Here is a 13586-nt window from a genome sequence, read left to right as displayed (position 1 = left end):
ACCATGCACCTGATCGATATCGGCGCCAACCTGACCCACGATTCCTTCGACCGCGACCGTGACGCCGTGCTGGACCGCGCGCGCCAGGCCGGCGTGGTGCAGATGGTCATCACCGGCGCCAGCCGCGAGCACTCGCCGCTGGCCGTGCAGCTGGCCCAGCAGCACCCGGGCTTCCTGTACGCGACGGCCGGCGTGCACCCGCATCATGCGGTGGAATACACCGAGGAATGTGATGCCGAGATGCGCGCGCTGCATGCCCACCCGGAAGTTGTGGCCGTGGGTGAGTGCGGGCTGGACTACTTCCGTGACTTCTCGCCGCGCCCGGCGCAGCACCGTGCCTTCGAGCGACAGCTGCAGCTGGCCGCTGAGAATGGAAAGCCGCTGTTCCTGCACCAGCGCGATGCGCATACCGATTTCATGGCACAGATGAAGAACTTCGAAGGCCGTATCGGCCCGGCGGTGGTGCATTGCTTCACCGGCGAACGCGACGAACTGTTCGACTACCTGGATCAGGACTGGTACATCGGCATCACCGGCTGGCTGTGTGACGAGCGCCGTGGCGCGCACCTGCGCGAACTGGTGAAGAACATCCCGGCCAACCGCCTGATGATCGAGACCGACGCACCGTACCTGCTGCCGCGCACGCTGAAGCCGATGCCGAAGGACCGCCGCAACGAACCGATGTTCCTCTCGCATATCGTGGAAGAACTGGCACGTGACCGTGGCGAGGACGTTGCAGTGACGGCGGCCAATGCGACTGCGGCGACGCGTGCGTTCTTCCGCCTGCCCAACGCCGGTTGATCCGTAGAGCCGAGCCCATGCTCGGCTTATCGCGCGCAGCGCGAAAGACGCAAAGAGCAGCCGAGCATGGGCTCGGCTCTACAAAGCGCTGTCCGGTAGCGCCGGGCCATGCCCGGCGAGCGAAGCGGCCAGCGCCTGCAGCCCTTCCCGATACGTTGGAAACCGCGGTGCCCACCCCAGCGCTTCACGCGTGCCACGGCTGTCGATGCGCTTGTTGCTCTCGTAGAAGCGCCGTAGCGTCGGGCTGAGTGCAGGGTCGTCCCACGCCACGGCAGGTGGCATCGCAAACCCGCCCAGCTTCGCGGCGAAGGCCAGCACATCCTGCGGTGGTGCCGGCTCGTCATCGCTGGGCAGGTATATCCCCTGCGCAACCGGTCGCTGCATCGCCGCGACGATCACTGCCGCAAGATCCTCTACGTGCAGGCGGTTGAACGCCAGGCCCGGCCGAATCACATGGCGGGCACGGCCCTGTGACAGCTGCAGCAACGCATTGCGCCCCGGCCCGTACAGGCCGGGCAGGCGGAACACCGCCGAAGCGATGCCACGTACCTCTGCAAGCGCACGCCATTGCGCTTCGGCACGCAGGCGCTGCACGCCGGCTGCTTCGGTGGCATCGGCTGCGCTGCGCTCGTCAACCCAGCCGCCGGCCCGATCGGCATACACCGACGTGGACGACAGATAGCCCAGCCATCGCAGTGCCGGGCTGGCCCGCAGAGCCGGCAGCAGCAGGCGCAGTGCCGGGTCGCCCGCGGCATCTGGCGGCACGCTGCACAGCACGGCCTCGGCCTGCGCGACCTCATCGAGCAGGGCGGGCGACGGTGGGGAGTCAGCGTGCAGCTGATGCCGCAGCAGGCCATCGTCGGGCGCCGACGAGGGGTTACGCACCGTGCCGACGACGTGCACGCCCCGCGCCTGCAGATGCGGGGCCAGCACGCATCCGCTCCAGCCCATACCGAGGATCAGCACCCGCATAGGCAGCGCGCTGGCCTGCAACGGGAGGCTCACGCGCCGCGCAGTGCCTGGTAGGCCTGCAGGCTGCTGTAGGCGACCTGCAGCAGCAGGGCTTCCTGGTCGGCCTTGCGTGCACGCGCCAGCATGTCGCCGACGATCTGCTCGGCCTCGACCTGCTGGCCAGCCTCCAGGTCCCGCAGCATCGATGCCTTCAATGCAGAGCCGGCCTGGGTGAGGGTGCCGCGCGCGGTGTCCTGCGCGGCATCGGGAATCGGCTCACCGGCAGCTTCGGCCACGGCCAGGCACTCGTCGTACAGGCCACGTACGATCGCCTCGCCATCATCGGTGGCGACGATGGTGCCGATATCCGCACGCAGCAGGCAGGTCGCGGCGGCCAGCGCGGTCAGGAAGGTGTACTTGATCCACTGTTCCTGGCCGATGTGTTCGCTCGCCAGGTGATCAAGATGGGCCTGCGCGCAGACAGCGGCGAAGGCACGCACGCGTGCGGACGCCGCGCCGCCATCGCGCTCGCCGAAGGTGAGCTTGGCCGGCTTGCCCAGGTGCAGCACCGCACCGTCGGGGGCCTTGGTGGCGCTGATGAAGCACAGGCCGCCGAGCACGGCGTCGCGGCCGAAGCGCAGGTCCAGCGCGTTGTAGTGGTGCAGGCCGTTGAGGATCGGCAGCACGGCGGTGTTCGCACCCACGGCTGGAGCAATGGCGTCGATCGAGCTGTCGAGGTCGTAGGCCTTGCAGCTGAGGATGACCAGATCGAACGGCTTCTGCGCGGCCAATGCGGGCAGTGCATCAGCGGTGACATGCTGCACGGGGAAGCTGGCATCGCCGAGCGGGCTGCGGATCACCAGGCCGTCGCGGTCCAGCTGGGCGGCGCGCGCGGGGCGCACGAGGAAGGTCACGTCCACGCCGGCCTGGGCCAGGCGACCACCGAAGTAACCGCCGGTACCGCCGGCGCCGAGGATCAGGATGCGCATTGCACGTTCACCGCTTTCTGGGGGAATCAGATCTGCGATTGTGCCGGAGATTGCGGGCAAAAAAGAGCCGAGCATCGGCTTGGCTCTACAGAGATCGCTTCATCCACGCATGGCTTGGATCCATCGTGTCGACCAAGGTCGACACCTACCAACAGCAGCGCAGAACGGCTCCCCGGCAGATCGCAGGAATTTGTCGAAGGCGGGGTGGGTCCGGTTGCGGGGGCGTGAGCGCCATGGATGGCGCGACCGAGCCTCCATGGACGGATTCACGGCGTCCCCCGCAACCGGACCCACCCCGCCATCCCCCGGATAGTCAGCTTTTGCCGTTGAAGTTGACGTTGACGTTGATTCAGCGGGTGCAGGGCCGCAGGCCCTGCAGGCAAAACTCAGCTGCGCATGCCCACGCCACGGCGCAGCAGCCACAGCGCCAGCGCCGTCAGCACCACCACGAAACCGATCATCAGACCGTAGGCCACCGGCAGCGGTACATCGCTGCTGCCCAACAGGCCATAGCGGAACGCGTTGACCATGTAGAAGATCGGGTTGGCGTGCGTGGCCGCCTCGGCCCAGCCCGGCAGCAGCTTCACCGAATAGAACACGCCACCCAGATAGGTCAGCGGGGTCAGGATGAAGGTCGGCACGATCGCCACGTCATCGAACTTCTTCGCATACACCGCGTTGATGAAACCGGCCAGCGAGAAGATCGTCGCGCCCAGGATCACCGTGGTCAGCATCACCAGCGGGTGCGGGATGCGCACCGGGGTGAAGAACATCGCGATGATCAGCACGATCACGCCCACCATCAGGCCGCGCAGCACCGCGCCAGCCACATAGCCCCACAGGATCACCCAGTTCGGCATCGGGCTGACCAGCAGCTCTTCGACGTGGCGGCCGAATTTGGCGCCGAAAAACGAGGAGCTGATGTTGCCGTAGCTGTTCTGGATCACGCTCATCATCACCAGGCCCGGCACGATGAACTGCATGTAGGTGTAGCCGCCCATGTCACCCACGCGCGACCCGATCAGGTTGCCGAAGATGAGGAAGTACAGGGTCATGGTGATCGCCGGCGGCACCAGGGTCTGGCCCCAGATGCGCATGATGCGGGCGACTTCGCGGCGCACGATGGTCATCAGCGCGATGCGGTTGCGCTGGCCGTCGGTCAGCTCGGTGGTGCTCATGCGGGCTTCTCCATGTTGCCGGTGAGGCGCACGAACAGCTCCTCCAGGCGGTTGCTCTTGGTACGCATCGAACGCACGCGGATACCGGACGCGTTGAGCGTCGCAAACACGCGGTTGAGGTCCATCGCGCGTGGCATATCGATGTCCAGCGTGTGCGGGTCCGGGGCGGTCAGCGTCGCGCCCTCGATCACCGGCAGCTGCGCCGGCAGGTCACCGTCGATGTCCAGCAGGAAGCCTTCCACGTCCAGCTTGGCCAGCAGGGTGCGCATCGGCCCCTGTTCGACGATCTGGCCATGGTTGATGATCGCCAGGTGGCGGCACAGGTACTCGGCCTCTTCCAGGTAGTGCGTGGTGAGGATGATCGTGGTGCCGGCACCGTTGATCTCCTTCAGCACGCGCCACATGTCGCGGCGGATCTCGATGTCCACGCCGGCGGTCGGTTCGTCCAGGATCAGCAGGCGCGGGCGGGTCATCATCGCGCGGGCGATCATCAGCCGGCGCTTCATGCCGCCGGACAGTGTGCGGCTCATCACCTGTGCCTTTTCCCACAGGTGCGCGCGCTTCAGTTCCTCTTCGGCGCGCTGCTCGGCTTCCTCGCGCGGCACGCCATAGAAGCCGGCGTAGTTCACCAGGATGTCGAAGGGCTTCTCGAACAGGTTGAAGTTGATTTCCTGAGGCACCAGCCCGATCAGGCGCATGGTCGCGCTGCGGTTGCGCACCAGGTCGCTGCCGAACACCTCCACCTGGCCCTCGCTGAGGTTGACCAGGGAGCTGATGATGCCGATCAGGGTCGACTTGCCGGCCCCGTTGGGGCCGAGCAGGGCGAAGAAGTCGCCCGGGGCCACTTCCAGGGAAACGCCCTTCAGGGCCTGGGTGCCGTTGTCGTAGGTCTTGCGCAGGTCGCGCACGCGCAGGGCGGGCGCCGTATCGTTCTGGGATGCCAAGCTCGAAGCCTTCGCGCCCATGGGCTGGCGCTGGAGAGGGGCGGGGAGGGGCTATTATAGAAGACCCCGAGGGCTTGCCCCGGCTACACACTGTCCCGAAAAGTCGTGCCTGTTCAATTCCCCCTCAAGCTGGTCGGCTGCCGCATGCTGGCCCCGACCGTCGGCCACTACCAGTTCGTGCGTGATGATGGACAGCCACTGGATTTCCAGCCCGGCCAGTTCATCCAGGTCCATTTCAGCTACGCCGACGGCACCGAAACCAAGCGCAGCTACTCGCTGGCGACCATCCACGACCATGCGCTGGGCCCGGGCGAGGCGGTGGACATCGCGGTCAGTTTCGTGCCCGGTGGTGCTGCCACGGCCCTGTTCGAGGCACTGGAGCCGGGCGGCCAGATCAGTGCGTCCGGCCCCTATGGCCGGTTCTGCCTGAATCCCGGTGACCACAACGCCCGTTACCTGCTGATCGCCACCGGTACCGGCGTTACCCCGTACCGTTCCATGCTGCCGCTGCTGGAAAAGGCCATGGCCGAACGCGATGTGCAGATCGTGCTGCTGCAGGGCGCGCGCAGCCCGGGCGAGCTGCTGTACAGCGAAGATTTCTACAGCTTCGCCGAAAAGCACGCGAACTTCCGCTATGTTCCGTGCCTGTCGCGCGAATTGCCGGCCGAACCGCACCCGGATGTACAGCACGGCTACGTGCAGCAGGCGCTGGCCGGTTTCACGCCGGACCCGGCCACCGACATCGCCTACCTGTGCGGCAACCCGGACATGGTCGATGCCTGCGCCGAGCTGCTGAAGGCCGCCGGCCTGGGCAACCCGCAGATCCGCCGCGAGAAGTACGTCAGCAGCAAGTAAGCCAGGGTAGTGCCGGCCGCTGGCCGGCAACCCCACGAACCCTGGTAATGCCGGCCGCTGGCCGGCAATCCCGCAAATCGGAGGCGGCATCACGCCGCCCCCGGTGCCATGCCTCAGTACGCGATCCAGGCATCACGCCAGGCAAAGCCGGTGCCTGGGCGATAGGCATCGGCGTTGATGTTGCACCACGCACCTTCCGGGAACGGGCGGCAGGCGTACAGCTTGCCGTCGGTGCCCTTCACCACGGTCTCGCCCGGCTTGTAGCTGCCGAGGCCTGCCGGATACACGAAGTCGAAATCGCCACCCGGCGGATCGACCGGATCGACCGGGCCCGGACCCGGAATCTGGGTTTCCAGTTCAAAGCGATGACCCGGCTTCAGGTAGACACGGTTCTCGGTGGCGGACGCCACCGGCGTGATCACGCCGTTCTTCATCACGCCGACGCGGGCGTGCTGGGCGCTGCCATTGACCTTGCTGGCCAGCGCCATCGGCCACTGCGCCGGAGCGGTCTGGCCGGCGGCCAGGGTCACTTCCGGGCGCTCCAGATCGTTGCCGTTGGCATTGAACACGCGCAGGGTCAGCGTGGTGCCTGCCTCCAGCGCACCGCGGGCGGTGACCGGGCCGGCATCCTGCCACTGCGGCGGCGGAATCACGCCGTTGCCGCCTTCGAAGCGGACATCCATGCAGGTGTAGAACGCTTCACCCGAATCCGAACGCTGCCAGGTGTTGTAGATGATGTGCTGGCCACTGCGCTTGGGCAGCGGGCAGTCCAGCTTGTAGGTCTTGCCGTCCACCGGCACGTTGCCCAGTGTGCAGAATTCCTGCAGGTCGGCCCAGCGCAGCGGGCTGCCCGGCTGCCAGCCATCACGGGTGACATAGAACTTCCACTCGCGGGTGGCATGCGGGGCCGGGGCATAGAACTCAAAGGTGTAGCGGCCACGCGCGTCGGCGCGGATTGGTGTGGTCGGCCAGTCGGTACGGTTCAGGTCAAGGCCGCGGTACTTGGGAATGCTGGCACTGCACAGTTCGCCATCGCGCACCAGTTCGCGATGGTTGCCATTGGCATTGCCGTGGGCAATCGCGCTCCAGTCGTAGAACGGCTGCGCGCCGCCAATGGCCTTGGCTGCGGCACAGGCCGGGTTGGTCGGGTTTTCCGGATTGCCCTCGTGGCACTGCTTCACGCGGCTGAGCGGCTTGGTCATGGTGCCGTGGGCGAAGGCGCTGCCGGACAAGGCCAGGCCGGCGACGACGGACAGTGCGAAGACTGCCCGATGGGACAGGTGCATGCAGAGACTCCTTTGCGAGGTGTGGGAAACCTCAAGGAGTCTTCACATGCAGATGCGCCGGCAACATCGGACAAGTTTGAAATCGATGGCGGCTGTGTTCGATCTGCAACACGGTGCTTACTGTGCCGTCATCCGGGCGAAAGGCGGTGCATTGTGCACCGCCTCCCGCATCACTGCCTCAGTACGCGATCCACGCATCGCGCCAGGCCGCGCCCACGCCCGGCCGGTAGGCCTCGGCATTGACGTTGCACCATGCACCCTCCGGGAACGGACGGCAGGCGTACAGCTTGCCGTCGGTGCCCTTCACCACGGTCTGGCCCGGCACATAGCCGCCGATACCGGCCGGGTACACATGGTCGAAATCACCGCCCGGCGACGGCGTGCCCGGGTCCGGCACCTTCGTGTCGAGCTGGAAGCGGTTGCCATCCTTCAGGTACACGCGGTTGGCGGTGGCCGAGGCCGTCGGCGTGATTGCACCATTGGCCAGCACGCCCACGCGCGCATGCTGGGCACTGGCATTGACCTTGCGGGCCAGCGCCAAGGGCCATTGCGCGGCCGAGGTCTGGCCGCTGGCCAGCGTCGCTTCCACACGTTCGACATCGTTGCCGCTGGCATTGAACACGCGCAGTGCCAGCGTCGTACCGACCGGCAATTCACCGCGGGCGGTGACCGGGCCGGCATCCTGCCATTGCGGTGCCGGCGTCGTACCACCGCCGCCGCCTTCAAAGCGCACGTCCATGCAGGTGTAGAACGCCTCGGTCGAATCCGAGCGCTGCCAGGTGTTGTAGATCACATGCTGGCCGGTGCGCTGCGGCAGCGTGCACTGCAGCTTGTAGGTGCCATCGGCGGAGAGCGGTGTATTGCCCAGCGTGCAGAACTCCTGCAGGTCGGCCCAGCGCAACGGGCTGCCCGGTTGCCAGCCGTCGCGGGTGACGAAGAAGCGCCAGTCGCGCGTGGCGTGCGGCGCGGTTGCCTTGAACACGAAGGTGAACCTGCCATTGGCATCGGCGTGGATCGGCGTGGTCTGCCAGTCACTGCGGTTCACGTCCAGGCCGCGGAAGGTCGGGTTGTTGCCGCTGCACAGCTTGCCGTCGGGCACCACGGCCTGATGGTTGCCGTTGGCGTTGGCCTGGTTGATGCCGTTCCAGTCGTAGAACGCCTGTGAACCGCCAATCGCTTTTGCAGCGGCACAGGCCGGGTTGGTCGGATTCTCGGGATTGCCCTGGAAGCAGGCATAGACGCGGCTGACCGGCGTGGTCATCGTGCCGTGGGCGAACGCGTTGCCGGCCAGGCACAGGCCCGCAGCGGCGAACGAGGTGGCCAGCAACAGCGGTGTGGGTCGGAATGACATGGCGCATCCTTGTGGTCGTCGAAAGGGAACGGTGACCGCAGGCGCTGCGCTGGGCGGCGGACTTTCGGCGGCACCAGGGCGAGTATCGAGTCGCACTGCAGGCGGCGGAACCATCGCAGTGCCGATCCGTGACTGCGCATGTGAAGCCCTTCCCGCAGGCTTCACGCAGGGCTGAACGGATGCGCTGGACGTCACGTGACCGGCGTGGCATCGATCACGTCATGGAGATCACGCGACGCAGTCCCGGTACCCACCCGATCTGCCTGGCACGAGAAACAGCCATGCGCGGCGTTGTGCAGCTGGACAAACGCCACCGACGGGTCGGCAAACAGCGCATCCAGATGGCCGCCCACCTCGGTGCCCGCACAGACCTGGGCACCGCACATCAGCGCGGCGTGGTCATAGGCACGCATCGAGATCATCCGGCGCTGCACATACGGGGGCACCTCGCCCGGCGGCAGGACGCAACGGGTCACGCCGCGCTGCACGAAGATCGGGCCGGCGGCGCGGTACGGCGAATGCAGCGGCAGGTGGGCGTGGGACAGCAGGAGCAGCTCGCTGCCAGGCGCGGGATCGCTCAGGCTGATCCGGCAGGGATGTCCGCCGCTGGCGCCGACCCAGCGACGCTGGATGCCGAGCGCAGCGAGCGCGCAGTCGCTCATCTCGAACAGGTGCAGGAAGGGGCGATGGTCGATGCCACCGAGGTACCACGTGTGCATGGGTGTCTCCTGGGTCTGCGGCGGATTCTGCGCGTGCGCCGGCGGCCGTGCTCGCCGTTTTCAGACCCCGCATCGCCGTCAGGCCGGGGCACTGGCCCGTGGGGCGCTGCGGGTCGCCGCCGATGCCGCCCTGTGCCGACCAAGGCCGAGGGGCAGGACCGTCCGGTCTGCGCGCCGTTGGCGGCGGATTCGTCATTGCCCATCGCCGTCGGCGCGCTGCCCGTGTAAGTTGGGTCACATCTTCCGCGGCAGCCCGTCGTGGTTGCCAGGAACGTCTTCCAGGGGAAACGAGCACGATGCAAAGACACCTCCTCGCGCTGGCCGGGATGCTGGCCAGCCTGATGCTTGCCGGTTGCAGCCAGTCGCCGTCACCCGGCGCCGAGGGCGCCACTGACGCACCCGGCCGCCGCTTCGGCACGATCGATTTCCAGCCCTGCACGCTGTCCACGGTAGGTGCCAGCGCCAACGTGGAGGCGCAGTGCGCCACCCTGCAGGTGCCGGAGGACCGGGCCCAGCCTGACGGTCGCCGGATCGGCCTGCGTATCGCCTGGCTGGAATCGGGCAGCAGCGGCGCCAGCCAGCCGGATCCGGTGTTCTTCCTGGCCGGCGGCCCCGGCCAGGCGGCCAGCGAGGTGGCGGTCATCGTCGATACTGCACTGCGCCAGGTGCGCAAACAGCGCGACGTGTTCCTGATCGACCAGCGCGGCACCGGCGGTTCCAACCCGCTCAGCTGCCTGGGCGCGGACGGGAAGGAGCTGCCGATGGACGAGGATGCCGCGCCTTCCGAGGCATCGCTGCGCGACTACGCCCAGCGCTGTGCCGCATCGCTGCAGGGGCGTGCCGATGCGCGCTTCTACACCACCACCGAGGCGATCGCCGATCTGGATGCGGTGCGTGCGGCGCTCGGTGTGGACCAGCTCAACCTGGTTGGCGGCTCCTACGGTACCCGCGTGGCCCAGCGCTATGCGGGCACCTATCCACAGCACACCCGCAGCATCGTCATCGATGGCGTGGTGCCGAATGAGCTGGTGGTGGGCGGCGATTTCGCCAGGACATTCGAGGACGCGATCGCCCTGCAGTCGGCGCAGTGCCGCAAGGACGTTACCTGCAGCAAGCGCTTCCCGACCGATACCCGTGCGCAGCTGCGCAGCGTGGTGGAGACCCTGCGCCGTGCACCGGTTCCGGTCGAGTATCGCGACCCCGGCACCTACGGGACCCGGAAGGATGTGCTGACACCGGACAGCGTGGTGGGCCTGGCTTTTGCGTTTTCCTACGTACCCCAGTACGCCTCATTGCTGCCGCTGGTTCTTGATGAAGCCGCGCACGGCCGCTACGCGCCGCTCGCCTCGCTGGCACGCGGTGCGAACCGCAGCATGGATTTCCAGATCAACCGCGGGATGCATTGGTCGGTGATCTGTAGCGAAGATGCGCCGCGCTACCACGCGCCGGCCGAGGATCCCGAGCGGCTGTTTGGCAACGAGGTGGCCAGTGCGTTCTTCGCGGCCTGCCCGGTGTGGCCGCACCGTCCGGCACCGGCAGCCAATGCCGTGCCGCTGCGCAGTGACGTACCGGCGCTGCTGTTGTCTGGTGAACTGGACCCGGTGACCCCGCCGCGCTATGCCGAGCAGGTCCTCAAGGGCCTGCCCAATGGACGCGCGCTGGTCGCCCGTGGCCAGGGCCACGGCACGCTGACCGCCGGCTGCATGCCGCGCCTGCTCGGCCAGTTCATCGACACGACCGATGCCAAGGCGCTGGACGCCGGCTGCCTGGATACGCTGAGCTACGTGCCGGCGTTCACCTCGTTCAACGGATGGGAACCATGATCGTCGCCGACAACCTGCACAAGGCCTTCGACACCCGCACCGGCCGTATCCAGGCAGTGTCCAACGTCGGCTTCCGCGCCGGGGATGGCCGCATCACCGGCCTGCTGGGGCCCAATGGTGCCGGCAAGACCACCACCATGCGCATGCTGTACACGCTGATGACGCCCGATCAGGGCAGCATCACTGTCGACGGCATCGATGCGGCGCGCAATCCGGTGGAGGTGCGTCGCCACCTCGGCGTGCTGCCTGATGCGCGTGGCGTCTACAAGCGCCTGACTGCGCGCGAGAACATCGCCTACTTCGGCGAACTGCATGGCCTGTCGGCCGAGCGCATCCGCGAACGCATCGAGGTGCTCTCGCATGCGCTGGACATGAGTGACATCCTCGACCGCCAGACCGATGGCTTCTCGCAGGGCCAGCGCACCAAGACCGCGATTGCCCGCGCGCTGGTGCACGACCCTCGCAACGTCATTCTCGATGAACCGACCAACGGCCTGGACGTGATGACCACGCGCGCGCTGCGCCGCTTCCTGCTGGGCCTGCGCGACGAGGGTCGCTGCGTGATCCTGTCCAGCCACATCATGCAGGAGGTGGCCGCGCTGTGCGATCACATCGTGATCATCGCCAAGGGCACGGTGATGGCCGCCGGCAGCGCCGACGAACTGCGTGCGCAGGCCGGCGAATCCAACCTGGAAGATGCGTTCGTGAAACTGATCGGCAGCGAAGAGGGCCTGCACGCATGAGCATGATGTCGACCCTGATGACGGTGATGCGCAAGGAGCTGCGTGACCTGTCGCGTGACCGCCGCACGCTGCTTCTGACCCTGCTGTTCGGGCCACTGCTGTACCCGGTGCTGCTGCTGGGCATGGGCAAGCTGGCCGAGAGCCGGGTGCGCACCCAGATTGAACAACCGCTGCAGATTCCGACCATCGGTGCGGACAACGCGCCGAACCTGGTGCGCTTCCTCGCCGCGCAGGGGCTGAACACCGCACCGGCACCGAAGGACCTGGCCGAGGCCATCCGCACCCAGGACATCGATGTGGCGCTGCGCATCAGCGATGAGTTCGGCAAGGACTGGGCCGAGGGCAAGCCGGCGCTGGTGGAGGTGATCAAGGACAGCACGCGTCGCGCGGCCGAAGTACCCAGTGCACGCCTGGAGGCGGCGCTGGCCACCTACAACGGCCAGGTCGGTGCCTTGCGCCTGATGGCACGCGGCATCGACGCACAGGTGGCACGCCCGCTGGACGTGGCGCGCCAGGACCTGGCCAGTGCCGAGGCCAAGCGCGGCATGATCCTGTCGATGCTGCTGCCGGTACTGCTGACGCTGACCTCGTTCATCGGTGGCGCCTACCTGGTGATGGACGCCACGGCCGGCGAGCGCGAGCGGCAGTCACTGGAACCCTTGCTGGCCACGCCGGGCTCGCGCAGTGCGATCGTCAGCGGCAAGATCGCCGCCGCCTGCGTGGTCGGTTTCGTGTCGCTGCTGCTGACCCTGGTCGCGTTCAAGGTGAGCGCGCAGATCGCCCCCGGCAACATCGGCCGCCAGTTCAACATGAACGTCGGCTCGATGCTGCAGATGCTGCTGGTGATGTTGCCGATGCTGCTGATCGGCACCTCGCTGCTGACCTTCCTGTCGGCTGCGGCCAAGAGCATGAAGGAAGCGCAGAGCCACATGACCTGGTTGATGCTGCTGCCGATGCTGCCTGGCTACGCCCTGGTGGCCTATCCGCTGAAGAGCGAGATGTGGCAGTACGCCGTGCCGTTCCTGTCGCAGAACCAGATGCTGCTGAAGGTGATCCGCCACGAGACCATCACCCCGACGGTCTGGGCGATCTACCTCGGTGCCAGCCTCGGCCTGGCCGCTATGCTGTGGTTCGCCGCCGTGCGCCGCTACCACAACGAGCGCCTGGCCATCTCCGGCTGACCGCAAAAAAGGGGACGGAGGGGATTAAGTCGTTTCTGCCCCTCCCGTCCCCTCCTTGCGCGGGCGGCCTTGTCTTCGCATCGCCACCGGCCGCCCGAGCGTCTTCTCTACCATCCGCAGGAACGCAGCATCCCCCAACGGACGCTGTTTGGCGCTATGACTGCGGATTGCGGGCAGATCGGCGGACGCATTCACATCGCGCAGGAATCGCGCATACACCGCCGTCCTGTTGCGAGCGGTCGCGGCCAACGCTCTGAATGCGGGATGCGGGGTCAGCATGGGGTCATCGCGTCGTTGAAGGTTGCCGTGCACGCTGGACCACGGATGATCTTCAGCACTGACCGCAATGCCGGCACGAACGGGATTGCGTTCGATGTAGCGGTATACGCTGAGCAGGTAAGCGTCGCTGTCGATCATCGAGGAATGGAAGCGGCCCTGCCACAGGGGACCGGTGCGGCCGTGCCGCTGGTTGAAAGCCTGCACATAGTTGTTGCCCTGCATGCGCATTGCATCGGCCAGCCCACGCTGCGTGGATGGCGTGGCCAGCAGGTGGATGTGGTTGTCCATCAGTACGTAGGCATGCAGTGCGACGCGGTGCTTGAGGAAAGCGCTGTGCAGCAGATGCAGGAACAGTTGCCGGTCGATGTCGTCGACAAAGATCGCACCCTTGTTCACACCGCGCTGGATCACGTGATAGGCCTGGCCGGCCAGCATCAGGCGCGCTTGTCGGGGCATGGGATTCCCAGGTCGAAGGGTGCCTCAGCC

At 66.9% G+C, this 13586-nt stretch carries 13 protein-coding genes; 5 read left to right on the top strand and 8 right to left on the bottom strand.

Features of this window, described 5'->3' with window-relative positions; genetic code table 11:
• Window positions 1-3: 3 nt before the first annotated feature.
• Window positions 4-801, top strand: coding sequence for a TatD family hydrolase (locus AC5P9W_RS03240; RefSeq protein WP_457894625.1), 798 nt, complete (start codon window positions 4-6; stop codon window positions 799-801).
• Window positions 802-879: 78 nt separating this feature from the next.
• Here AC5P9W_RS03240 and AC5P9W_RS03235 read toward each other — a convergent pair whose 3' ends face one another.
• The 4 genes from AC5P9W_RS03235 to AC5P9W_RS03220 form a co-directional block, all read right to left on the bottom strand.
• A complete protein-coding gene (locus tag AC5P9W_RS03235) occupies window positions 880-1773 on the bottom strand; it encodes a Rossmann-fold NAD(P)-binding domain-containing protein (protein WP_180832799.1) in 894 nt (297 codons plus the stop codon).
• A gap of 29 nt (window positions 1774-1802) precedes the next feature.
• Window positions 1803-2741 (bottom strand): 2-dehydropantoate 2-reductase, encoded by a 939-nt coding sequence (panE, locus tag AC5P9W_RS03230; RefSeq protein WP_021202554.1) that lies wholly within the window; start codon window positions 2739-2741, stop codon window positions 1803-1805.
• A 386-nt stretch (window positions 2742-3127) separates the two neighbouring features.
• Entirely contained in the window at window positions 3128-3919 is a 792-nt protein-coding gene (locus AC5P9W_RS03225) for an ABC transporter permease (protein WP_005411568.1), read from the bottom strand.
• Complete coding sequence (locus AC5P9W_RS03220; protein ID WP_019661681.1) at window positions 3916-4884, bottom strand: ABC transporter ATP-binding protein; 969 nt, start codon at window positions 4882-4884, stop codon at window positions 3916-3918. Before AC5P9W_RS03220 ends, AC5P9W_RS03225 begins: the two co-directional genes overlap by 4 nt.
• Window positions 4885-4968: 84 nt before the next feature.
• On the opposite strand from AC5P9W_RS03220, the gene AC5P9W_RS03215 reads away from it, so the two are divergent.
• A complete protein-coding gene (locus AC5P9W_RS03215; protein WP_019661680.1) occupies window positions 4969-5718 on the top strand; it encodes a ferredoxin--NADP reductase in 750 nt (249 codons plus the stop codon).
• A gap of 113 nt (window positions 5719-5831) precedes the next feature.
• Here AC5P9W_RS03215 and AC5P9W_RS03210 read toward each other — a convergent pair whose 3' ends face one another.
• The 3 genes from AC5P9W_RS03210 to AC5P9W_RS03200 form a co-directional block, all read right to left on the bottom strand.
• Window positions 5832-7004 (bottom strand): lytic polysaccharide monooxygenase, encoded by a 1173-nt coding sequence (locus AC5P9W_RS03210; protein WP_111103948.1) that lies wholly within the window; start codon window positions 7002-7004, stop codon window positions 5832-5834.
• 178 nt (window positions 7005-7182) lie between these two features.
• Entirely contained in the window at window positions 7183-8355 is a 1173-nt protein-coding gene (locus tag AC5P9W_RS03205; RefSeq protein WP_021203315.1) for a lytic polysaccharide monooxygenase auxiliary activity family 9 protein, read from the bottom strand.
• Window positions 8356-8546: 191 nt separating this feature from the next.
• Complete coding sequence (locus tag AC5P9W_RS03200) at window positions 8547-9074, bottom strand: DUF1203 domain-containing protein (RefSeq protein WP_021203316.1); 528 nt, start codon at window positions 9072-9074, stop codon at window positions 8547-8549.
• A 296-nt stretch (window positions 9075-9370) separates the two neighbouring features.
• Between AC5P9W_RS03200 and AC5P9W_RS03195 the strand changes: the two genes are divergently transcribed.
• The 3 genes from AC5P9W_RS03195 to AC5P9W_RS03185 are packed head-to-tail and all read left to right on the top strand — an operon-like array spanning window position 9371 to window position 12821.
• A complete protein-coding gene (locus tag AC5P9W_RS03195) occupies window positions 9371-10897 on the top strand; it encodes an alpha/beta hydrolase (RefSeq protein ID WP_021203317.1) in 1527 nt (508 codons plus the stop codon).
• Window positions 10894-11640: an ABC transporter ATP-binding protein gene (locus tag AC5P9W_RS03190; protein ID WP_206621345.1), complete on the top strand. Its 747-nt coding sequence runs from the start codon at window positions 10894-10896 to the stop codon at window positions 11638-11640. The genes AC5P9W_RS03195 and AC5P9W_RS03190 overlap by 4 nt, the downstream gene beginning before the upstream one ends.
• Window positions 11637-12821: an ABC transporter permease gene (locus tag AC5P9W_RS03185; protein WP_019661674.1), complete on the top strand. Its 1185-nt coding sequence runs from the start codon at window positions 11637-11639 to the stop codon at window positions 12819-12821. The genes AC5P9W_RS03190 and AC5P9W_RS03185 overlap by 4 nt, the downstream gene beginning before the upstream one ends.
• A gap of 24 nt (window positions 12822-12845) precedes the next feature.
• Here the strand turns inward: AC5P9W_RS03185 and AC5P9W_RS03180 are convergent, their stop codons facing one another.
• The gene (locus tag AC5P9W_RS03180; RefSeq protein WP_032959053.1) at window positions 12846-13556 is read right to left on the bottom strand and encodes a transposase; all 711 of its coding nucleotides are present in this window, start codon (window positions 13554-13556) and stop codon (window positions 12846-12848) included.
• Between the last annotated feature and the right edge of the window lie 30 nt (window positions 13557-13586).

Source organism: Stenotrophomonas sp. YJH_SMC_33, assembly GCF_059372295.1.
Note: the sequence above shows the minus strand (reverse complement) of the source record. Positions and strands in the feature narration are given on the sequence as shown.

Excerpts from the sequence above, each read along its gene's own strand:
- AC5P9W_RS03240 (WP_457894625.1), top strand. The coding sequence starts at position 4 with ATGCACCTGATCGATATCGGCGCCAACCTGACCCACGATTCCTTCGAC.
- AC5P9W_RS03235 (WP_180832799.1), bottom strand. The coding sequence starts at position 1,773 with ATGCGGGTGCTGATCCTCGGTATGGGCTGGAGCGGATGCGTGCTGGCC.
- panE (WP_021202554.1), bottom strand. The coding sequence starts at position 2,741 with ATGCGCATCCTGATCCTCGGCGCCGGCGGTACCGGCGGTTACTTCGGT.
- AC5P9W_RS03225 (WP_005411568.1), bottom strand. The coding sequence starts at position 3,919 with ATGAGCACCACCGAGCTGACCGACGGCCAGCGCAACCGCATCGCGCTG.
- AC5P9W_RS03220 (WP_019661681.1), bottom strand. The coding sequence starts at position 4,884 with ATGGGCGCGAAGGCTTCGAGCTTGGCATCCCAGAACGATACGGCGCCC.
- AC5P9W_RS03210 (WP_111103948.1), bottom strand. The coding sequence starts at position 7,004 with ATGCACCTGTCCCATCGGGCAGTCTTCGCACTGTCCGTCGTCGCCGGC.
- AC5P9W_RS03205 (WP_021203315.1), bottom strand. The coding sequence starts at position 8,355 with ATGTCATTCCGACCCACACCGCTGTTGCTGGCCACCTCGTTCGCCGCT.
- AC5P9W_RS03200 (WP_021203316.1), bottom strand. The coding sequence starts at position 9,074 with ATGCACACGTGGTACCTCGGTGGCATCGACCATCGCCCCTTCCTGCAC.
- AC5P9W_RS03195 (WP_021203317.1), top strand. The coding sequence starts at position 9,371 with ATGCAAAGACACCTCCTCGCGCTGGCCGGGATGCTGGCCAGCCTGATG.
- AC5P9W_RS03190 (WP_206621345.1), top strand. The coding sequence starts at position 10,894 with ATGATCGTCGCCGACAACCTGCACAAGGCCTTCGACACCCGCACCGGC.
- AC5P9W_RS03185 (WP_019661674.1), top strand. The coding sequence starts at position 11,637 with ATGAGCATGATGTCGACCCTGATGACGGTGATGCGCAAGGAGCTGCGT.
- AC5P9W_RS03180 (WP_032959053.1), bottom strand. The coding sequence starts at position 13,556 with ATGCCCCGACAAGCGCGCCTGATGCTGGCCGGCCAGGCCTATCACGTG.